Annotated in this window: 25 protein-coding genes and 1 pseudogene; 22 read left to right on the plus strand and 4 right to left on the minus strand. The window is 58.1% G+C overall.

Annotation, left to right across the window (positions count from 1 at the left end; translation table 11 throughout):
• Positions 1-38 precede the first annotated feature (38 nt).
• Positions 39-965 (minus strand): AraC family transcriptional regulator N-terminal domain-containing protein, encoded by a 927-nt coding sequence (locus V9K95_RS15345; protein ID WP_442958570.1) that lies wholly within the window; start codon positions 963-965, stop codon positions 39-41.
• A gap of 76 nt (positions 966-1,041) precedes the next feature.
• On the opposite strand from V9K95_RS15345, the gene V9K95_RS15350 reads away from it, so the two are divergent.
• The 8 genes and pseudogenes from V9K95_RS15350 to V9K95_RS15385 all read left to right on the plus strand — a co-directional run bounded on the left by V9K95_RS15350 (position 1,042) and on the right by V9K95_RS15385 (position 6,255).
• The gene (locus V9K95_RS15350; RefSeq protein ID WP_336441134.1) at positions 1,042-1,869 is read left to right on the plus strand and encodes an oxidoreductase; all 828 of its coding nucleotides are present in this window, start codon (positions 1,042-1,044) and stop codon (positions 1,867-1,869) included.
• A 55-nt stretch (positions 1,870-1,924) separates the two neighbouring features.
• Complete coding sequence (locus V9K95_RS15355; protein WP_336441133.1) at positions 1,925-2,515, plus strand: TetR/AcrR family transcriptional regulator; 591 nt, start codon at positions 1,925-1,927, stop codon at positions 2,513-2,515.
• A 67-nt stretch (positions 2,516-2,582) separates the two neighbouring features.
• A complete protein-coding gene (locus V9K95_RS15360; protein ID WP_336441132.1) occupies positions 2,583-3,209 on the plus strand; it encodes a hypothetical protein in 627 nt (208 codons plus the stop codon).
• Between the two features lie 105 nt (positions 3,210-3,314).
• Positions 3,315-4,169 carry a cytochrome b/b6 domain-containing protein gene (locus tag V9K95_RS15365; RefSeq protein WP_336441131.1) on the plus strand — a complete coding sequence of 285 codons (855 nt, stop codon included), beginning with the start codon at positions 3,315-3,317 and terminating at the stop codon, positions 4,167-4,169.
• A complete protein-coding gene (locus V9K95_RS15370; RefSeq protein WP_336441130.1) occupies positions 4,166-4,942 on the plus strand; it encodes a molybdopterin-binding protein in 777 nt (258 codons plus the stop codon). Before V9K95_RS15365 ends, V9K95_RS15370 begins: the two co-directional genes overlap by 4 nt.
• 31 nt (positions 4,943-4,973) lie before the next feature.
• Complete coding sequence (locus V9K95_RS15375; protein WP_267227761.1) at positions 4,974-5,282, plus strand: hypothetical protein; 309 nt, start codon at positions 4,974-4,976, stop codon at positions 5,280-5,282.
• A gap of 51 nt (positions 5,283-5,333) precedes the next feature.
• Positions 5,334-5,917, plus strand: a pseudogene (locus tag V9K95_RS15380) (DUF308 domain-containing protein).
• 41 nt (positions 5,918-5,958) lie between these two features.
• Positions 5,959-6,255 (plus strand): chorismate mutase, encoded by a 297-nt coding sequence (locus V9K95_RS15385; protein WP_267227759.1) that lies wholly within the window; start codon positions 5,959-5,961, stop codon positions 6,253-6,255.
• A 67-nt stretch (positions 6,256-6,322) separates the two neighbouring features.
• Here the strand turns inward: V9K95_RS15385 and V9K95_RS15390 are convergent, their stop codons facing one another.
• Positions 6,323-7,186 (minus strand): LysR family transcriptional regulator, encoded by an 864-nt coding sequence (locus V9K95_RS15390; RefSeq protein WP_267227758.1) that lies wholly within the window; start codon positions 7,184-7,186, stop codon positions 6,323-6,325.
• 108 nt (positions 7,187-7,294) lie between these two features.
• On the opposite strand from V9K95_RS15390, the gene V9K95_RS15395 reads away from it, so the two are divergent.
• The 7 genes from V9K95_RS15395 to V9K95_RS15425 all read left to right on the plus strand — a co-directional run bounded on the left by V9K95_RS15395 (position 7,295) and on the right by V9K95_RS15425 (position 12,740).
• Positions 7,295-8,119 (plus strand): oxidoreductase, encoded by an 825-nt coding sequence (locus tag V9K95_RS15395; RefSeq protein ID WP_267227757.1) that lies wholly within the window; start codon positions 7,295-7,297, stop codon positions 8,117-8,119.
• A 46-nt stretch (positions 8,120-8,165) separates the two neighbouring features.
• Complete coding sequence (locus V9K95_RS15400) at positions 8,166-9,014, plus strand: alpha/beta fold hydrolase (protein WP_267227756.1); 849 nt, start codon at positions 8,166-8,168, stop codon at positions 9,012-9,014.
• 54 nt (positions 9,015-9,068) lie between these two features.
• Positions 9,069-9,599 carry a VOC family protein gene (locus V9K95_RS15405; protein ID WP_267227755.1) on the plus strand — a complete coding sequence of 177 codons (531 nt, stop codon included), beginning with the start codon at positions 9,069-9,071 and terminating at the stop codon, positions 9,597-9,599.
• Positions 9,596-10,330 (plus strand): L,D-transpeptidase, encoded by a 735-nt coding sequence (locus V9K95_RS15410; RefSeq protein WP_336441129.1) that lies wholly within the window; start codon positions 9,596-9,598, stop codon positions 10,328-10,330. Before V9K95_RS15405 ends, V9K95_RS15410 begins: the two co-directional genes overlap by 4 nt.
• A 105-nt stretch (positions 10,331-10,435) precedes the next feature.
• A complete protein-coding gene (locus tag V9K95_RS15415; RefSeq protein ID WP_336441128.1) occupies positions 10,436-11,194 on the plus strand; it encodes an alpha/beta fold hydrolase in 759 nt (252 codons plus the stop codon).
• A 384-nt stretch (positions 11,195-11,578) separates the two neighbouring features.
• Positions 11,579-12,223 carry a LysE family translocator gene (locus V9K95_RS15420; protein WP_336441127.1) on the plus strand — a complete coding sequence of 215 codons (645 nt, stop codon included), beginning with the start codon at positions 11,579-11,581 and terminating at the stop codon, positions 12,221-12,223.
• Positions 12,224-12,335: 112 nt separating this feature from the next.
• Positions 12,336-12,740, plus strand: coding sequence for a RidA family protein (locus V9K95_RS15425; RefSeq protein WP_336441126.1), 405 nt, complete (start codon positions 12,336-12,338; stop codon positions 12,738-12,740).
• Positions 12,741-13,276: 536 nt separating this feature from the next.
• On the opposite strand, the gene V9K95_RS15430 is transcribed toward V9K95_RS15425, so the two are convergent.
• Positions 13,277-14,158, minus strand: coding sequence for an AraC family transcriptional regulator (locus tag V9K95_RS15430; protein ID WP_336441125.1), 882 nt, complete (start codon positions 14,156-14,158; stop codon positions 13,277-13,279).
• A gap of 135 nt (positions 14,159-14,293) precedes the next feature.
• Here V9K95_RS15430 and V9K95_RS15435 point away from each other — a divergent pair, with 135 nt between their 5' ends.
• The 6 genes from V9K95_RS15435 (at position 14,294) to V9K95_RS15460 (ending at position 18,303) form a co-directional block, all read left to right on the plus strand.
• Complete coding sequence (locus tag V9K95_RS15435) at positions 14,294-15,037, plus strand: SDR family NAD(P)-dependent oxidoreductase (protein ID WP_336441124.1); 744 nt, start codon at positions 14,294-14,296, stop codon at positions 15,035-15,037.
• A gap of 15 nt (positions 15,038-15,052) precedes the next feature.
• The gene (locus V9K95_RS15440) at positions 15,053-15,448 is read left to right on the plus strand and encodes a VOC family protein (protein ID WP_336441123.1); all 396 of its coding nucleotides are present in this window, start codon (positions 15,053-15,055) and stop codon (positions 15,446-15,448) included.
• Between the two features lies 1 nt (position 15,449).
• A complete protein-coding gene (locus V9K95_RS15445) occupies positions 15,450-16,433 on the plus strand; it encodes a saccharopine dehydrogenase family protein (protein WP_336441122.1) in 984 nt (327 codons plus the stop codon).
• A gap of 8 nt (positions 16,434-16,441) precedes the next feature.
• Positions 16,442-16,768 (plus strand): nuclear transport factor 2 family protein, encoded by a 327-nt coding sequence (locus V9K95_RS15450; RefSeq protein WP_336441121.1) that lies wholly within the window; start codon positions 16,442-16,444, stop codon positions 16,766-16,768.
• 106 nt (positions 16,769-16,874) lie between these two features.
• A complete protein-coding gene (locus V9K95_RS15455) occupies positions 16,875-17,345 on the plus strand; it encodes a nuclear transport factor 2 family protein (protein ID WP_336441120.1) in 471 nt (156 codons plus the stop codon).
• Positions 17,346-17,676: 331 nt separating this feature from the next.
• A complete protein-coding gene (locus tag V9K95_RS15460) occupies positions 17,677-18,303 on the plus strand; it encodes a class I SAM-dependent DNA methyltransferase (RefSeq protein WP_336441119.1) in 627 nt (208 codons plus the stop codon).
• A 416-nt stretch (positions 18,304-18,719) separates the two neighbouring features.
• Here V9K95_RS15460 and V9K95_RS15465 read toward each other — a convergent pair whose 3' ends face one another.
• The gene (locus tag V9K95_RS15465; RefSeq protein WP_336441118.1) at positions 18,720-19,607 is read right to left on the minus strand and encodes a LysR family transcriptional regulator; all 888 of its coding nucleotides are present in this window, start codon (positions 19,605-19,607) and stop codon (positions 18,720-18,722) included.
• A 159-nt stretch (positions 19,608-19,766) separates the two neighbouring features.
• Between V9K95_RS15465 and V9K95_RS15470 the strand changes: the two genes are divergently transcribed.
• The gene (locus tag V9K95_RS15470; protein WP_336441117.1) at positions 19,767-20,663 is read left to right on the plus strand and encodes a DMT family transporter; all 897 of its coding nucleotides are present in this window, start codon (positions 19,767-19,769) and stop codon (positions 20,661-20,663) included.
• Position 20,664 lies beyond the last annotated feature (1 nt).

Consider the following 20,664-nt stretch of genomic DNA (forward strand, 5'->3'; position numbering starts at 1 on the left):
GTATGAGGCGCCCTGGGTTCAGGTCTTGGCAAATGGGGTTAAACCTGTTCTCCAAGGTGCTGTTGGACCCACTTCACCTCTTCCGATGCGGTACGTCCGAAATGCCGTTTGAATTCGCGGCTGAACTGAGCGGGACTGACATAACCGACCGATGCAGCCACGGCAGCAATGGTCCCGCTCTGGCGCGCGATCATCAGTCTCGCCTCGTGGAGTCGCATCGCCTTCACGTATTGCATCGGACTTGAGCCGGTCAGGTTTTTGAAATGAACGTGATACGAAGGGACGCTCATGCCCACGCTTTTGGCAAGATCCGCGACAGTGATGTCAGAACCATAGTTCTCGCGCAGCCACGCTACGCTTTCGACCAGTTTTCCGGACGTCCCCTTTCGCTGAAGGGCCGCGATCATCGCGTCGCCTTGCGGGCCGACCATGACGCGGTAGTGCAATTCGCGCAGGATGGAGCTTCCGATCACAGCGACCTCGGCCGGACTTTGGAGCGCCTCGACCAGGCGCAGAAGCACGTCCTGGATGCTGCGGTCCATCCTGCTGGAGAATAGCCCCTTCGGCGTGGCGCTCGGAGAACCTGCATGTTGTTCGACCTGCATGGCGATTTCTGCCGCCACCTGCATGTCGAACTCGAGATAGATCGCCAGCAACGGTCTCTGCTGACTGGCTTTGGAAGTCATCCTGAAGGGAACGGGTACCGAAACGGCAAGATAGTGATCCTCATCGTAAAGGTAGGCTTCCCCATCCAAGATGCCGTGCTTGCTTCCCTGTAATACGAAGACTGCCCCTGGCTTATAGAGAACCGGCACGTCGTTGAGGACTGCTTCAGTGCGCAGGATACGGACACAACCGATCGCCGTCTGATTGTAGCCGAGACGGGGAGCAAGTTGCCCGGCCAGGGCGACAAGCCGGTCATGGCCAACGGACGGTTCTTCATAAATCATAGGATTTGGCAAAATATCGAGAGGATTCGCAATCGAGATAAGAGAACCATCAGATTATCTGTCATCTTGCATAAATCAAGGAGTTTCGAAAATGTCGAGCAAAACGTTTTTTATAACGGGTGTGAGTTCGGGTTTCGGGTTGGCGATCGCCACTGCCGCTATTGACGCCGGTCACAAGGTTATCGGCACCATCCGCTCTGAGGCCTCGCGCAAAGCCTTGGCGGACACTCTTCCGACGCTACCCCCGGTTCTTTGCGATGTCACCGAATTCGACCGAATCCCGGACGTCGTCCGACAAGTCGAGGACGAACACGGGCCGGTCGATGTGCTGATCAACAATGCCGGGTACGGTCATGAGGGCGTTCTTGAGGAATCGCCAATCGAAGAGATGCGCCGTCAGTTCGACGTGAACGTGTTCGGCGCCGTCGCCGTGGCCAAGGCGTTTCTTCCGAGGTTCCGCGAGCGCCGCCGGGGCTTTGTCGTCAATGTCACGTCGATGGGCGGGATGATCACCATGCCCGGCATCGCCTATTACTGCGGCAGCAAGTTCGCGTTGCAGGGTATTTCAGAGGTCATGCGTTCGGAAATGGCTCCGTTCGGTGTTCGTGTGACAACCCTTTGCCCCGGCTCATTTCGGACGGACTGGGCAGGCCGTTCCATGGTCCGCACAGAGCGTTCCATTGCTGACTATGATACCCTGTTTGATCCGATTCGCGAGGCGCGTCAGGCAGTGAGCGGCAAGCAGCTTGGAAATCCGCAAAAGCTCGCCGACGCGGTGCTGACCCTCATCGAATCTGACAATCCCCCGCCGCAACTTCTCCTTGGCAGCGATGCGCTTAAACATGTAACGGCGCGGATCGAACGCCTGACCCAGGAAATCGAAGCTTGGAAGGGCGTGACTGTCTCCACGGACGGCTGACGCAAACCCAAAATTTGTTGTTGACGATCTGCCTACTAGAAGGTAGACAGGCTGCATGAGCAATCTTTCGACCACCTCGGACGACATTCTGGCGTCCACCCGAAACCTTCTGATAAGCGGCGGCTACAATAGCTTCAGCTACGCCGATATCTCGGAGATTGTCGGTATCCGCAAGGCAAGCATCCATCATCATTTTCCGAGCAAGGTCGATCTGGTGCGTGAGCTGGTCAAGCGTTATCGAGAGGATGGCCAGGCAAGCGTGGCAGTCCTTGAGCAGAAGGTTCCGAATGCTCTGGACATCCTCAAGGCTTATGCAAACCACTGGGCTGCATGCATTGAGGATGCGAGCAGGCCATACTGTGTCTGTGCCATGCTTGCCAGTGAACTGCCTTCCCTCCCCACGGAAGTCGCAACCGAGGTGACGAACTTTTTCCGCTTCATCTCCTCGTGGCTGGCTTCGGTCATGGAGCGCGGTTCCAAGCAGGGCGAGCTGGGTCTAACCAGTGCGCCGCATGTTGAAGCCGAGACATTTCTAGCAACCGTATACGGGGCAATGCTTTCGGCGAGAGCCTATGGGAAGCCGGGAGTGTTCTCAATGATACTCGAACCTGCTCTCAACCGCCTCACACCGACTGTCTCTCACTAATCCTGCGTAGCTAGCCTGCTCAGGTCAATCGCGCCTAACGAAACTACCAACTAGTAGGAAGATCTAAGTGAAAAATGTATTCCCCGCTCTGGCCCTCGGGCTGACCAGCATCCTTTCTGTAACAGTCCTTTCGACACCCGCATCTGCCGAAGATAAGAAAGCCGCGCCGATCCATGTCCGCGGCAGCATCGTCGCCTATGGGGGATCGACACTCAAGGTGAAAACCCGCGAGGGGGAGACTGTCGATGTTGCGCTTGCCGACGACTGGAAGGTCGCGGGCGTTGCGGAAGCCAAGGTGACGGACATTAAGCCCGGCGATTTTGTCGGTATTGCATCCCTGCCAAAGGCTGGCGGCGGTGATGGCGCACTCGAAATCCTGATCTTCCCGCCGGCGATGAAGGGCCTTGGAGAAGGCAGCTACGGCTGGGATCTGAAGCCGGACAGCAGCATGACCAACGCAACGGTGGCAGATGCCGTCAAGGGCGTCGAGGGACGGACTGTCACCGTGACCTATCACGGCAAGGAAAAGAAGATCGCCATCCCGGATGGTACGCCTGTCGTGACCATTGCTGCGGCAGCCAAGGACGATCTCGTGCCGGGGGCGGTCGTCTTCATCACCGGCGAAAAGTCTGTAAACGGCCCGGTCGCCCATCAGGTGGTCGTCGGCAAGAATGGCGTAGTTCCCCCCATGTGAAGACCACGCCGTCACTGGCCGGAGCGGCCGCGCCGCTTCGGCCAGGCGATACGATCGATGCTGCTCCACCGGCAGCCGTGAACGTCACAGACGAGAGACGCTGAGATGACCGAAAGTGCCGATAATGTTCCTGCTCAATATCCTCGAATGGTCTTCATCCGCCGCCACTCGGTTGTGACCCGGCTTACGCACTGGCTGAACGTGCTTTGCCTGAGTTTCCTTCTCTTGAGCGGACTGCAGATCTTCAACGCCCACCCCGAACTATACTGGGGACATTATGGCGCCGACGGTGATCCTGCCGTCTTGACGATTGGCGCTGATGACGAAGGCGGCGAACCGCGCGGTTTTGCTCGCATTGCAGGCCTGGAACTACCCACCACAGGCGTCCTCGGCGTGTCGAATGTTGAAGGCGAACAAGTCTTACGCGCTTTTCCCTCTTGGGCAACCATCCCTTCATTCCAGGATCTTGCGGCCGGACGTCGATGGCATTTCTTCTTCGCCTGGCTGTTTGTCATCAATGGCATTGTCTATCTCGGTTTCAGCCTGCTCAGCGGACATTTCAGACGGGACCTTGCACCCAAGGCCCATGAGCTTTCGCCAAGCCACCTTGGCCGTGAAGTTCTCGATCATGCTCGGCTGCGCTTTCCGCAAGGGGAGGAGGCAAAGCATTACAATGCCCTTCAAAAGCTTACCTACCTGGCCGTCATTGTCATTCTGCTGCCCCTAATGGTCGTGACGGGCTTGACCATGTCACCCGGGATTGACGCCGCTTTCCCCGCACTTGTTGAGATCTTCGGTGGGCGTCAATCCGCACGAACCATCCATTTCATCACAGCATCGGCACTCGTCATCTTCGTTATTGTCCATGTGGCGATGGTCGTCCTGTCCGGGACCTGGAACAACATCCGCTCGATGATCACTGGACGTTACATCATTCATGAGGAAGGACCGAAGGCATGAGCAAGCTTTTCACCCGACGCCGCTTTCTCATCGGCGGCACGCTCGGCGCCAGTGCCCTTACTCTCTCGGGCTGCGACCTGTTGGACCAAAATGCAGACGTCGCCAATGTCCTTCGCTCAGCCGAACACTTGACCATGAAGGCACAGAGACTGCTTCAGGGGCGCAATGCGCTGGCGCGTGAGTTTGACGAGAAGGACATTTCCCCCTCCTTCCGCGTGAATGGAACGAGTGCCCCCGACAGCGACGAATATGCGGAACTGCTGGAAAGCAAGTTTGCGAATTGGCGACTGAAGATCGACGGTCTCGTCGATCGGCCTCGAGAGTATTCGCTCGCCGATCTGAAGGCGCTTCCCTCCCGCACGCAGATCACCCGCCATGACTGCGTCGAAGGCTGGAGCGCCATCGGCAAATGGAAAGGCGTTCCGCTCGCCCATCTGTTGCGCCTGACCGGGCTCAAGCCCACGGCGCGCTTTGTCGTTCTGCACTGTGCCGACGAGCTCGAAAAGACGCTGGATGGAAGCGGCCGATACTACGAGAGCATCGATCTCATCGACGCGGTTCATCCGCAAACCATCCTCGCCTACGAGATGAATGGCCAGGACCTCAGCGTCGGCCACGGTGCCCCCTTGCGCCTGAGGGTCGAGCGGCAGCTCGGCTACAAACAGGCAAAGTACATCATGCGCATAGAACTGGTCGACAGCTTCGCCGGCTTGTGGGGCGGGAACGGCGGTTATTGGGAAGACCGCGGCTACGAATGGTACGCCGGGATCTAAGGCCCTGAGAAAAGCCGCAGGAGGACAGTTCATGAGCAGACGCAAGGTTCAGGAAGTCATGCCGATTTCTGCGACAGCTTCGTCTCGCCAGGTCGACATCGGCCAAACCAATTCGATCCTCTCCGATCCCGACGGTCGATGGGTCGCAAAGCGGCAGGAGGCGATCAGCGAGGCATTCGAGAAACGCATGCGCTTGGAGAGCGACCAGCGTCACGGGGCAAAGGTTCCTTCTCACGACAGCTTACAGAACACCGTAAAACTCTCCGGAGAAAGCGATCGTATCGGCCGAAATGATTGGGACGAGAACACCCCATTTGGCAAGCATGTTGGCTTCGTCTGACAAGGCTCGCGCGGACCATCCATAAACCAATTCAGAAAGTGGAAGAAAACAATGTCGAACACTCAGACCTCCCGCGCCACACGCGACAACGACCAGTGGCTCAAGCAGTATTATTTCGCCAGAGCGGCCTTCTCAGTGCTGTGGGTTGCGGCTGCGCTAACTGTCGGGCGGCAGTCGTTTGCAGTGGCCGCCGCGTTGCTGATCATCTATCCGGCGTGGATGCCGCGGCCAACGTCGTTGACGCGGCCAGGAGTGGTGGATTTGCCGCCAACCGGAGTCAGGTAATCAACGTCACAGCGAGCTCGATTATGACGATAGCCGTGATCCTGGCGTTGACAATGAACATGAACTGGGTTCTGGGCGCTTTCGGTCTATGGGCGATCTTTTCGGGGCTGTTGCAGCTTGGAACTGCCGTGCGGCGTTGGAGAACGAGTGGAGGTCAGTGGGCGATGGTTTTGAGCGGTGGCCAATCCGCTGTGGCCGGTGCTCTCTTCATCTTTCAAGCGCAAATGCCGCAGGAGCCTTCGATCTCCACGGTTGCGGGCTACGCTGGCGTTGGGGCATTCTACTTCCTGGTTTCGGCAATTTGGCTGACGATCGCCCTGTCGCGTCGCAGTATGCATCCCATCTCATAAGCTCTACCTCGCGCCTATGAAACCACTTGGAAGATATTCAAATGATGACAGATGATGTGGCAGAGCAACTCGCTTCCTACCGGAGGACCATCGACAATCTGGATTCGGCTATCCTCTATATTCTGGCCGAGCGCTTTCGCTGTACCGAGCAAGTCGGCCACTTGAAAGCCAAGCAGGCGTTGCCGGCGATCGATAATGAGCGAGAGCGACGCCAATTGGATCGACTGATGAGTATCGCCAATGATGTTGGCCTCAGTCGGCACTTTGTCGAAGGGCTGATGACAATGATCGTGGGCGCTGTGGTGGAGCGGCACAGGGAGATTGCAGCCAGGAAGTAAGTTGTCTGTCGCGGCTGTCCTACCGCAGCCGTGGATCGGCGGGGAAAATCGATTCCCTTCGCCCGGCTTACCATGCAGGGGCATTTGTGATGTGGTCCGAGACGGTCGAGATAAACGCCCGAAGACGCTGGAGACGTCGCAGGTCCCGGTGATATCCCATCCAGATGTCTCGCGCCGGCGGGGGCTTGGGCAGTTCAAGTCTGCGGATACCCGGGATTTGATTGCCCACTGCGCGGGGCAGGACGGCGATTCCAACACCCTGCCTGCACATTCGCCCCTGGACGTTTCGGTTGTTTGATCGCAGCACGGGTCTCGCGTTCGGAAAACTCTCGGCGAGCCAGGCTATGTCGGGGAACTGCCCGGTAGAAGTGTCGTGGGTGATCAGACGGAAACCAGTCCCGTCGCCATATTTAGGGTCAGGCGACTCCTCGGCGATGTAGACGCCGTATTCGAGCCTAAAGAGCCGCCGTTGAATGACATCGGCAGTGTCGAACGGAACGATGCGAAAGGCAACGTCGGCCTCCCTTTGGGCGAGGTTGAACAAGCGAGTACCGGTCAGGACCTCGACGTCTACATTGGGGTAGGCTTTCGAGAAATCTGCCAGGATTGGAGGCAGGACATAGGCCCCGAACCAGTCTGCCGATGAGATACGCAGATTGCCTTTGAGATTTTGCTCCTGCCCGGCGAGCCGGCGCTCCATGGCAAGCGCGCCTTCTTCCATCTGCTCTGCCAGTGCGATGATCCCATGGCCCTCCTCGGTCAGCACGAGACCGTCCGCGGTCCGCTGGAAGAGCGTATGGCCGATGGCATCCTCGAGGGCACGCAGCCGTCTGCCGACGGTCGGATGGCTTGTATGAAGAGCACGCGCAGCGCCGCCGAGCGTGCCGGATCGCGCAATCGCAAGGAAGATTTTTACGTCACTCCACTCCACGGCCATGCCCTTACAAAAGTGAACAGTCAAAATACAAAACTGTCACTTCAAGTACAAATATAAACATATAGATTCAAGTCATCTTCTGAAATGAAGCGGAGAAACGTCATGAAAACATGGTTTATCACAGGCTGCTCGAGCGGCTTCGGACAACGGCTCGCGCTCGCTGCGGCACAGCGGGGCGATCAGGTTGTCGCGACTGCCCGCAACGTCAACTCGATTGAAGAAATGGCTCGGCCATTCGACGGCCGTATGATCACCCTGCCGCTCGACGTGACGGATGCGGCGGCAGCGCAAGCCGCAGTCGCAAAGGCGGTCGAGACATTCGGCGGCTTTGACGTACTTGTGAACAATGCCGGCTACGGGCTGTTTGGGGCGCTTGAGGAGGGCACGCCCGAAGAATATCGACCGATGTTCGAGGTGAACGTTTTCGGTCTTATCGAAACCACCAGGGCAGCCTTGCCTGCACTGCGACGTTCGGGCGGAGTGATCGTCAACATGTCTTCTGGCGCAGGGATCGCGGGCAGCGGCGGCGCAGCATATTACAATGCAGCCAAGTTTGCGGTTGAAGGGGTTTCCGAAGCGCTCGCCGGTGAGCTGAAGCCGTTCGGCATCCGCGTGCTGATCGTCGAGCCTGGGCCATTTCGGACCGACTTCCTTGGCCGTTCGATCACGATGGCGGCCAAGGAGATGCCGGAATACGCCGTGAGTTCGCGCAGGCACTATCGCGAAACCAATAACGGCAATCAGGCGGGCGACCCCGATAAGGCGGTTACAGTGATCCTGCAGGCGGTCGACGCCAATAACGCCCCGCTTCATCTGCCGCTTGGGCCCGTCGCGCATTCAATCGCCGAGCGAAAGCTGGCTTCTTTCCGCACCGATATCGACGCTTGGCGAGATATCTCGGTCGCCACCGATTTCGATCAGGCCTGAGCTGGTCGCTAGCTCTGTTTAACATCAACATCGACGGGAAAGAGTTATGATCCCAACACTGGAAGATTTTACCCAGCAACTGGTGCCGGTGAACGGCATCAAGATCAATGCCGTCACGGGCGGCTCTGGCCCCCCGCTCCTTCTGCTTCACGGTTGGCCGGAAACTTGGTGGGAGTGGCACGACGTCATGCCGCTGCTGGCCGAAGAGTTCAGAGTGGTGGCGATTGATCTGCGCGGCGCAGGCTTTTCCGACTGCCCGCTTGACGGCTACGATAAGGCGACGATGGCGCGCGACGCGCACGAGGTCATGATCGCCCTTGGGCATGAACGCTATGCCGTATGCGGCCATGACATCGGCGGAATGGTGGCGCTTCCGCAGGCCGCTATCTATCGAGATGCGGTTACTCACCTTGCCGTCCTCGATGTTCCGCTTCCTGGCTGGAGCCAGTGGGAGGCGACGACGGCAAAGATCTGGCACTTCGCGTTCCATGCTAATCGGGATCTGCCGGAACGCCTGATTTATGGCCGCGAACATGACTATGTTTCGGCCTTCATGGCGGAGCGGTTTTACGATCACAGCACCTTTAATCCTGAAGACATCGACATCTATGCGAAAGCAATGGCACTTCCTGGTCGCACGCGCGGTGGCATGGAATGGTACCGCACACTGACCGCCGACCATGCGGCCGCGCTCGAATACAAAAAGCAACCGCTCCGGATTCCGGTTTTAGGTCTCGGCGGGGAGCACCGCTTCGGTGCGCATATGGTTCCGATGCTCAAGGAGTTCGCCACAGATGTAACGGGCGGCTCGATTGCCCGCTGCAGTCACTATGTGGCGGATGAGTGCCCGGATGAAGTAGCCGCTGCTCTCATCGACTTCCTCAAGGCCAATTGAACTCTGCGATCCGCACGATCACGTTCATCGATTCAACAAACAAGGAAAACTGTCATGACTGCACCTCAAATTCGTGGCGTCAATCACATCGGCATCACAGTGCCCGACATCGAAGCGGCAAAATCGTTCCTGGTGGAAGCCTTTGGCGGCCAGGTGATCTACCAATCGTTCGGACCGCAGGATCCGGCAAGGCAGGGACCCCAGTTCGAGCGGGCCACTGGTGCATTCCCTGGAACGGTTGTGCGTGCGCAGGCGATGGTCAAGATCGGAACCGGGCCTGACATCGAGCTCTTCGAAATGCACGGCCCCAAACAAGCGCAACCGGTTACACCGAGCGACTTCGGCATCACGCATTTTGGTGTCTATACCCACGACATCGACGCATCGGTAGAGCGCTTTGAGAAGGCTGGCGGCACGCCACTCACCGCGCCGCGCGATATTCCGTATGCCACCGAGAAAGGCCAAGGGAACAAGGTCTGCTACTGCCGCACGCCTTGGGGCACGATGATTGAGTTTATCACCACACCCGACCGCATGGGCTATCACGACCAAACGGATCTGCGCAGGTGGCAGGACGAGCAATGAACGTGGATCTGGAAAACACTACATCACGCCGCAGCTTTATAACGCTTTCGGCGATTGCTGCGGCGTCAGTACTGGCAGGGTGCGTCTCCACCGCCGGCAAGCGTCGGATGGTGGGGGGACAGTCGACGCCTCCCCAGGATACGATCGGCTCTGTCCACATCGCTCCTGCGCCGACAGATGCCGAACTGGCTGTCATGTACGGTCCCACCGAGGATGGCGGCTTTCTGATCCCGGCGATTCCCTACAAGCAGATCGATCCGCGCTACTATCGCCAGCAGGTCCTCGACCCGACTGGCGAGGCGCCCGGCACGATCGTCGTCGACACCTCCTCCCGCTTCCTCTATCTCGTCCAGCCGGGCGGGACCGCTATGCGCTATGGTGTCGGGATCGGGCGCGATGGCTTTGCCTGGCAGGGCAAGGGCATCATTCAGTGGCGTCAGAAATGGCCCCGCTGGAAGCCGCCAAACGAGATGGTCGCCCGTCAGCCGGAATTGGCCAAGTATTCGATCGAGAATGGCGGCATGGAGCCGGGCCTGAAAAACCCGCTGGGGGCGCGTGCGCTCTACATCTTCTCCGGCGGCCAAGATACACTCTATCGTTTGCACGGCAATCCGGAATGGCGCTCGATTGGCAAGGCCGTATCGTCCGGCTGTGTGCGCCTGCTCAACCAGGACATTATAGACCTCTATGAACGCGTGCCGATCAAGGCTCCAATTGTCGTCATGCAGTAAGCGCAAGCGATCATGTCCGTCCCTCCCTGAACCAGGAGAGACATGTCCTTCAGCGCTTTCAAAGCCTGCATAATTCCACGCACAAAACTCAAGGAACTACCGACCATGTCGAACTTCAGTAAAGCGGCTGTTGGCCTCATTGCCGCGCTTTTGTCTTCTGCTGTCCTAACAGCCCCAGCCTTAGCGGACGCGCGCAACATCGTGCTTGTCCATGGCGCGCTCGTGGATGGTTCGGGCTGGCGCGGCGTTTATGACATCCTGACCCGCGACGGCTATCAGGTCAGCATCGTCCAGCAGCCACTGACAAGCCTGGATCAGGACGTTGCAGCCACGAAGAGCGTGCTTGATCAGCAGGACGGGGACGTCGTTCTCGTCGGCCACAGCTATGGGGGCACGATCATCACGGCAGCAGGTGATGATCTCAAGGTCAAGGCACTTGTCTATGTTGCGGCACTGCAGCCCGAAAAGGGCGAAAGCAGCGCACAACTGCTCCAATCGATGCCGTCACCCACCAATGATATCAAGCCGACAAAGGATGGCTTCCTGCTCATCGACCCGGCAAAGTTCGCGGCTGATTTCGGAGCGGATGTACCCAAAGAGCAGGGCGAGTTTATGGCCCGGTCTCAGATGCCTGTCGCCATCGCGGCCACCAGTGCACCGGTGTCTATTGCCGCCTGGCACGACAAGCCTAGCTACGGGATTGTTGCGAAGGACGACATGACGATCAATCCGGACCTTGAGCGCTGGATGTACAAGCGCGCCGGTTCAACTGTGACGGAGATCGATGGTAGTCACGCTATTTATATCTCGCAGGCGGCTGCAGTTGCGAAGGTGATCGAGGAGGCCGCGGAAGCTGTCGACTGACAGAAAAGGACCGCGGTAACTCTGCAAATTCACTAGCTGCAGCGTTTTGCGAGTTTGGACTCGTGCCTTGCTAGTGATGTGATCGCTGCAAAGGATAAACGTTGTCATCAGAGGGTCCCCGCGATCCAACATCGCGCTTTAAAGCCTGGTGTCGTCGCGGGCCTTCAATGCAGATCGCCATGGAAGGTACAGCAGGAGCGTACTCCTATGAATGTAGAATGGCTCAACTTTTCAGCTTCGTTGAAGCGGTGCTCTGCATATCTGTTGCCCGGGAGCACTGTGCCCGATAACTCTGTCTCGACTCTAACCCCTTCGTATGATCCAGGCCGGAAAACGGCCAGATGCAGTACGCTCTAATTGTGCCCAAACCGCAAGGTCGTTGCCATGTCCATCCCTCTTCATCAGTACTTCATATTCGTCTCTATCGTTACCATGATCGTTGTGACACCAGGACCCAACCTTGCTTTGCTCCTAACCAATTCGCCGAGCAACACGAAGCTGACCGGCTTCGGGATGGTGTTCGGGTTCGCCGCAGCCATCGTTTCTCATGCCACGTTGGCACTTGTTGGAGTGGGGGCGGTGATCGCAGCTTCGGCAATCTTGTTCACAGTGATGAAACTGTTGGGCGCAGCCTATCTCATCTGGCTGGGTATTAAATCTCTCTTGTCGCTGCGCGGTCTGGATGCATCTGTCATAAATCCAAGCCGGGTTCCAATGAGCCTAACAGCTCCGAAAGCCTTCGTTCGCGGATATCTCAGCAACTTCCTCAATCCCAAACCGGCGATCTTTTACGTTGCAGTCTTCCCCCAATTCTTGGAGGGCCACCAACAGGATCTTGCAAATGGCGCCGCGCTTGCACTCACACATGCTCTGATCGCTGTAGGTTTTTACGGCGTAGTTGTCCTCCTTGTCGGCAGCGTGACTGGTTTTCTCAATCGCCCGCACATCGCCAGAAGGATCAAAACAATTTCCGGGGCGGCTTTCATTTTGCTAGGCGGTCGCTTGTTATTGGCAAAGAGCCCTGCCTGATCGTCTCAACCTAATCCGGGGCTAACGCGGCTTCAACACAACGACCGCCTCGCATCAATGCATTCACTTAGCTAATTTGGCTCGGCCTATGCGAACGAAGAAAGGATCATTTGTGAATCGCAAAATTATCGTGCCGCTGGCAATGAAGCCAATTGTGGAGCGGGCAGGCTATGCCCCTGCAGTACGCGTCGAAAACCTGGTTTTCTGCGCGGGGCAGGTTGGACGTGATGCCAACATGAATGTCATCAACGACCCAGAGAAGCAATTCGAGGCGTGTTGGGACAACTTAGCTACCGTTTTGTCAGCGGCAGGTTGCAGCTTCGAAGATATTGTCGAAATGACTACGTACCATGTCGGATTGCAGCAGCACATGCATACGTTTCGTAAGGTGAAGGACCGGATCTTCCCTCGCGGAACATGCGCTTGGACTTGCATCGGCGTCGCTGAACTTGCCCATCCCGGTCTTCTTGTGGAAATCAAGGTTGTCGCAGCTATACCTTCGCCCCCGCACGAATAGGGCAGTAGGTGATGCTCGCCGAGGTCCGAGGCTATGACAGCTGACTACCCTCACCATAATGTGCCCCACCCGCACCGATCTGATCTTGCAAGAGGGTCTGCCGCTCAGATCGGGGCTGATCGGCAGCGCAAGTGTCGCGCTTCTAATTGGCTGGTGAGCACGCACCTCGAACTAGCTTTGACACGTACATTCCGTTGTGCCGAAATTCTCGACGTTCCAATTGTTTAGGGAAACGAAGGCGCATGCCGATAGTTCGATCCCGCTCAGGGCGAAGGGAAGTCAAAATTAACTTTCTCATGAGCCATCAGTCATTAGTTCGAGCTAATCACTGGCACCGTTAGCTTAGCCAAATACGCATTATGCACCTTCCCTTAAACAATCACGGAGCTAGTGCCCTTGACTGACCGAGATGGGGCCGACTGCCGACTGTCCGCTGCTGGGCTAACCGAGATGAAAGCGGACACAAAACCGTCGGGTGCGAGGCTCTGTAATGCAGCCCATAGCGGTCGAAAATGGATTTCTCCGCATAGGCGTAGTTACGCGGCCTCACCTCGAAGACGTACTATGTCCCTGGATGGCGGCAGCCCGAACTGCCGGGCATATTCCCGGCTGAACTGGTTCGGGCTTTCATAGCCGACACCGAACGCCACCGAAGTAGCAGTTCCTTCTCCGGCCATAAGTAGCGTGCGCGCATGCAACAGCCGGACTTGCTTCTGGTACTGGATCGGGCTCAGCGCTGTGACAGCCTTGAAGTGGCGGTGGAATGCCGAAACGCTCAGGGCCGCCATCTCGGCGAGGACCTCGACCCTCAGGGGCTTTGCAAAATTCTGTCGAATCCATTGGATTGCCACGCTGATCCGTGAAAGCGCCGCATCTGGTGCTGCGATATCCCGAAGCATCCAGCCGAGCGGCCCCTGCAGCACGCGGAACAGGATCTCCTTTTCGTAAGCGGGGGCCAGCACAGCGACCTCGTCCGGCCTGTCCATCAGCCGGAGCATTCGAACCCAGGCATCGAGAAACTCGTCGTTGACCGGGGCAACCGAGAAGCCTGATCCGAATAGCTTGCTGCAGACCTGGATGGGAAGGTCACTGATCAGCGCCGCTACCGTGGGAGGATGAAGCGTCAGGCTGACCGCGAGATACGGCTCCCCTGTGGCCGACGGATGCACCGCCCCCACGGCCGGAAGATCGACAGACATGACGAAATAGGTGGCCGGATCGTAGGCAAAAGTTCGCTCGCCAACCGTCATCGTCTTCGAGCCCGTCAGGATCAGGTTGATCATCGGCTCGTAGACGGCTGAGAGCCGATGTTCCGGTATCTCGCCCTGCACCATGGCAACACGGGGGATGCCCGTCTCCGTCCGGCGGTTTTCGGCCGACGAAGCCAAACTGCGCAGTTCCTGGAGTTGCTTTTTCATGGAAGCGAAGGTGACAGACTGAGATCGGCTCCGCAAGCGAGAAGCAGAAATAGGCAAGTTTTAGAGAGAAATGGGTGAGCACGAGAGACGGTGCAGGCTTAGCTTCAGGTCATACCAACACAGAAGGAAAGACCCATGAAGATCGTCGTCATCACCGGAAGCAGCCGGGGCCTCGGAGCGAGCGCCGCCGTTGAGTGCGCCCGAAACGGCATGGGCGTTGTCGTTACCTACAACAGCAATCTCGAAAAGGCAGAGGAGGTCGTGAAGACGATCGTGCAGAGCGGCGGCAGGGCCGTGGCTCTCAAGCTTGACGTCGGAAACGTCAGCGGCTTTCCAGCGTTCCGTGATGCCGTAGCCGCCCAACTAAAAACCGTCTGGAGCCGTGGCGACTTCGACTGTCTCGTCAACAACGCGGGCTACGGCCTATTCAATCCGATTGCAACAGTGACGGAAGAACAGTTCGACGGGCTGTTCAACGTCCATCTCAAGGGACCGTTCTTCCTGACCCAGATCCTGCTGCCAATGATGGCGGATGGCGGCCAGATCATCAACATCACGAGCGCCACCTCGCGCGTGGCCACTGCCGGGGTCGCGCCCTATGCCTCGTTCAAAGGCGGTCTCGAGGTCCTCACCCGGTACATGGCCAAGGAGTTCGGCGAGCGGGGAATCAGGGCGAACTCGATCGCACCCGGGGCAATCCGCACCGAACTGGGTGGTGGCATGAACGACGAGTTCGAGGCGATACTCGCGGGCCAGACCGCGCTCGCCCGCGTCGGCGAACCCGAAGAGATCGGTGGCGTTGTCGCCAGCCTTCTGTCGAGTGAGAACCGCTGGATCAACGCCCAGAACATCGAAGTCGCGGGCGGCTACATCATCTGACCAAAGGAGAGCAGCATGCTCGACCACATCTTCATCTCCGTCAGCGATATCGCCCGCTCGATCGCCTTTTACGAGGCGGCGCTGGCACCACTCGGAATTGCCCACGCACATGACTACGAAGGAAAGGACGGACCTTGCGGCCATCCGGACCTGAAAGGTTTTGGCGCGAACGGCAGGGTGTTCTTCTGGCTACGCGAAGGGGTCGTGGACGGCCGCGCAGCGCATGTCGGTTTCGTCGCCAGGGGCACCGACCAAGTGGATGCCGCTTTCGGCGCGGCGATCATCGCGGGTGCAACCGAGATACATCCGCCCGGCCCGCAGCTTCACTACGACCCACGCTATTACGCCGCACAGGTTCGCGACCCCGATGGTTACAGCCTCGAATTTGTCTACAAGGAATGGCAGCACTGACATGACAAAACTGATGATCTATGGCGCGACCGGCTATACCGGCCGCATGGCAGCGAAATATGCGAAAGCGGCAGGCACGCCTGTCGTTCTCGCAGGCCGTACCGAGGAATCTCTCTCCAGGCTTGCTGCAGAGCTCGGCGTTGAATACCGGGTGTTCGGCCTCGACGAGGCTGCGGCGATTGACAAAGGCCTTGCCTATATTTCGGTCCTGCTGAACTGCGCCGGTCCTTTCCTGCGAACCGCCGGAGCTTTGATGCGGGCGTCGCTCCGCAACGGCGTACACTATCTCGACACTGCAGCCGAACTCGACAGCTACTGCCTGGCCGAAGACCTGGATGATGAGGCGAAGGCAGCGGGGATCATGCTGATGCCGGGCGGTGGTGGCAGCGTCGCAATGCTCGGCAGCCTCGCCGGACACGCTGTCGGGAGAGTCCACGACCCCCGAAAAATCAGGATCGCGCTGCATGTCGCAGGTGGCCTCTCGCGCGGGTCGGCAATCAGCGCCATGGAGAATGTCACGACCCAGACTCTGGCTCGTATCGATGGCAAGCTCGTAAGCGCTCCTGCTGAGGGAATTCGAAAATTCGACTTCGGCAAGGGTGGGGTCGACTGTTTTCCGGTGACGCTTCCCGATCTCATCACGATCTGGCGGTCGACGGGCGTCCCTGATGTCGAGACCTTTGTGCATGTGACAGGCGATGGCTTCCCGCAGGGCGATGTTTCGCTGCTTCCGGATGGGCCGAGCGAAGACGAGCGCCTCGCGAACCGATACCAGGCGGCCATTGAAGTCACCAACGCGGAAGGCCAGGTGACCAGCTCGCGTCTCGACACGGTCAACGGCTATACCTTCACCGCGATGGCAGCGGCCGAAGCCGGCCGCCGCGTGCTGGGAGGAGAATTCCGACCTGGCTTCCAGACGCCCGCCGTTGTGTTCGGAAGCGGCTTTGCTCAGACTATCGCCGACACCACAATCGTCGACATCTGAGGAACGCCATGCAGAAGCTCGTCGAATCATTCATCGCATCCGCAAACGTCTTCGACGTCGAGCGCGCGCTGTCCCTGTTTGCTCCCGATGCGGTCATCGAAGATGTTTCGGTCGGCAATGCCTTCGTCGGCTGGGACGGCGTCCGGATCTATCTGGAGCGGTTCTTCGTTGGTTACAACACCGCAAGCAGGGTGCTGTCTATTGAGACGCTGGACGGCTTCAATTCGAATGTCCGTGTCGATTTAGCCGGAGATTTCGGTCACGAGGTGGGCATCCTCAAGATCGCTATCAATTCGGACGGTCTGATCGAGCGCATCGATGCCGATCTCGAGTAGCCGCCCACCTTACAGTCACATCAAGACAATGAACATCTGCGCCTGAGGCGCGGATGCCGGGGGAGGCTTGTATTCGCAAGTCTCCGGCACAATAAGGAGTACGTTCATGACAATTTCGCCATCTCCCACTCAGGAGGCTGCCGACAAGTTGGCTGTCGTCGAAACGCTGTATCGCTTCGCAGCAGGTATCGACCTCCGAGACAAGGAGCTTCTCTCGTCGTCGCTCGCAGAAAACGCGATCTCGGACTTCCGACCGGCCGCCGCCAAGGCCGGGTTCGAATATCCAGTCATCGAAGGCCGGGATTTCATTGCCACGGCCCTGTTGACGTCGCTTGGTACACTGGACACCACCCACTCCGTCAGCAATCCACGTGTGACCATCAATGGTGACACGGCACGCATGGACGTGCTCGTGGAAGCCCAGCACGTTCCTCGTCACGATTCCTCGCGTCACTACCTCATGAAGAACCGCTACGATGTCGAACTGGCGAGAAGCGGGGACAAATGGCTCATTACTCGAAACACGGTCGACAATGTCTGGCGGACGGGTGACCTGACTGTTCTCTCTGATATCTAAGCTTCCCATACAGGTGACGCCAATGAAATGGCGGCGGATTCTGTTCCCGCCTCCATTCTCACGCGGAAGGACCGCTGTTGATACAAACATGCAGCCATCTCAGTCCGCTCCATGTCCGGTTCAGCGCCATCGCCGGGTGAACGTATGACCGAGATGCGGGTGCATTGCCGCCCGGCATATTGACAATCGGTCGGCGGTGTCTCAGACCGCATTTCGGCGTAAGCTGGGAAGAAAATCGCCCGCGATGTCACAACTGCCGAAGTGAGAAAGGCGCAATGGGCTGATGGCCTCTCGCTCATCGAGCCTCTTGTCTTGAAGGAGGAGCGCTAAGATGAGCACCGACCGGGATACCGTGCGGTCCTATGATACGGTCGCGGCGGAGTACGCTTCAGAGGCCGCGGCGATGCCCGAATGGGTCGCGACAGAGATCGATGTGTTCGTGACCGCGCTGGGTGGCTCGGGCAGGGTGCTGGAGATCGGAAGCGGTGGCGGGCGAGATGCTCTTGAGCTTGAGAAACGGGGAATTAGCGTCCGGCGCACCGACATCTCGAAGGGTTTCGTCGACCTGCTTTGCGAACGTGGCTTCGAGGCTGACCTGTTGGACCCGCTGACCGATGAGTTGGCCGACCCGCAGCGTCCCGGCACGCCGTACGACGGGATCTGGGCCTGTGCCAGCCTGATTCACGTCGCGCGCGAGGATTTCGCCACGGTGCTTGGACGGCTGGCCGAGGCGACCCGGACCGGTGGCCGACTGTACGTCTCGGTTAGAGAGGGCGACGGCGAGGATGTGTCCACACACGGCAGTGCTGCTGCGCCGCGGCGCTACTTCGAGACGTACTGGCGCGAGTCTGCCTTGCGGTCCGCACTCTCTGACGCCGGCTGGATAGTCAGCGAGGTACGTCGGTGCGTCGGAAAGCCCCCTGATCGGTGGCTGAGCGTTCGGGCGAGTCGAGTGTAACGCACAAAGACTTGCGCGAATGGCCAGTTGTGGCACGACTATGAACTTTAGGTGGCTGCCGAAATGGCTGCTTCCAGGCGAGGCAAAGATTGCCTCTATGGCCGATATGAAGGCGCAAAGCAGTCGTCGTTCTTTGGTGGTTTTCATTCCTGTTTTGCCGAATCCCATAATTATTCGGAACGAGGGGGGACAACTAGGGGGTTGCAGTCCCTATCTTTTTTCAAGGCGATCATTGAATAGGCACTACACAACAGGCTTTTAATCGGGATTGTAGACATTCACGCTACAATCGAAAACGCTCCAAATTCGCCTATTATCGGCATTTTCAAAGGAAGGGTTGCTGATAACTTCCCTGTTTGTACGCAGCAGTAATCTGTAGGTCGTGGGTTCGACTTTAATCAAGACGTTCGACCTTATCAGCCAGTCAGTGTCAATCCACCCTGACGCCCGATGGCCCTCTCGATTTCTGCGACCAGGCTATCGAGAGCCGGATTTCTTGCCTTACGTGCCCGCCGGACCACGTATGCCAAAGATGGCGGGACAGGCAAACGGTCGGTTATTATCTGCATCTCGCCTCGGATATGGCGGTCGCTCAGCAATGCCACACCCATTGTGGCGTTAACGGCGGACACAATTCCAGCGGCGCTTGAACACTCGAAGACGGTCTCGAGAATCCGATCCTCCTGGCCGATGTCCAGTGCCCATTGTCGATAGAAGCATTCGTCATCGAACGACAGAAATGGGATCGGCTCGCCCTGCCGGATTGTCAGTTCAGGATGCCTCACCCAGTGAAGATCCTCCCTATAGAGGATGATATCGTTCGGCCGCACTTCGTGGTTAAAGACCTGGACGATTGCGGCATCAAGTTCGTCGCGTTCCAGCATGGCGCGGAGCACCAAGCTCATGCGTACTTTGGTTCGGACTACGACGTTTGGGTGAAGCCGTTTGAAGCGGCCAAAGATTCGAGCGAGATCGGTACATGCGGTGTCTTCGGTGAGCCCGAGCAGAAGTCTTCCGGCAAGCGGCGTTTTGGACAGGCTTAGCAGCGCCTCGTCGTGCAGTCCCAATATACGCCCGGCGTAGTCCAGCAGGTCTTCGCCCGCAGCCGTAAACATCGGGGCTCCCGATTTGCGTCCTAGCAACTCGCAGCCGAGGCTCACTTCGAGCCTTTTGATCTTATGACTGACGGCGGACTGGGAGAGGCCCAGGGCGGCGGCAGCCCTGGTAATGCCGCAATGGTGGCGGATCGCGGCAAGCGCCCGCAAGGCGTCGATTTCGAGGCGGCGGCTGTTCAGTTCGTTCATAATCTTATCGGTCTCGTTGTCTTTGAAACAAACCTACCACGAACTGTGTGGGTCATGACAATTATTTGGCCGGTGTCATATGTTCATCGATATTTGTCATGTGCCGTCTCTTCGGTTTTCCCATACCGGTAGATCGTATTCCACGCGATAGAGCACTCCATGACCGACACCTCGCTTTCTTCCGTCTCCACCCGCCGCCATCCGCTGTTTTGGCCGTTGCTCGCAACGCTGCTCATCATCGGATGGAGTTCAGGCTTTGTTGGCATTCGGTATGCCAACCAGGAGGCCAGCGTCATGCTTTTGCTTTTCTGGCGGACGTTGCTGTCAGGTCTGATCCTCCTGCCATTCGCGTTTGCCATCGGACCGAGAATATCTATGCGTGCCGTCAGAGATCAGGCGGTGTTCGGCATCATGGCGGTATTCCTCTATCTGGGAGGCTTCGCGCTTGCCATCGAGCAAAAGGTGCCAACCGGACTTGTCGCGCTGATCTCCGACCTTCTTCCGCTGGCCATTGCGGCACTGTCGCAACCCTTCCTCGGTGAACGGCTAACGACACAGCAGTGGGTGGGCACCGCGATTGCCGTTGTCGGGGTGTTGATCGTGTCCTTTGACGGCCTCAGCTTCGGCACAGCTCCGGTCTGGGCTTACGGCTTGACGGTCGGTTCGATGCTGGTGTTCGCCGTCGCCTCAGTCCTGCACAAGAGACGCAAGGCGCAGCATATGCCCGTTCATCAGAGCCTTTGCATCCAGACGCTAACGGGTTCGGTTCTCTTCGGCGTCTGCGCATTGACGCAGGGGAGCCTTGCTCCACCGATGACTCGTGACTTTGCAATCGGGATGGTCTGGCTGGTCCTGTTCGCCACGTTCCTCGCCTATACGGTCTACTATACCAGTCTGCGGCTGTTCCCAGCTGCCAAAGTGAGCGCAGCCATATACCTCAGCCCACCCGTGACGATGCTGTGGGCATGGATGTTGTTTTCGGAGCCTCTGACCGTCGCGATGTTTGCTGGCTTGGCGGTGACCTTGGTGGGCGTCTGGGTAACCTCCCGGGGATAAG

The sequence above is a fragment of the Phyllobacterium sp. CCNWLW183 genome (assembly GCF_037203775.1).
Lineage (GTDB): Bacteria > Pseudomonadota > Alphaproteobacteria > Rhizobiales > Rhizobiaceae > Phyllobacterium > Phyllobacterium ifriqiyense.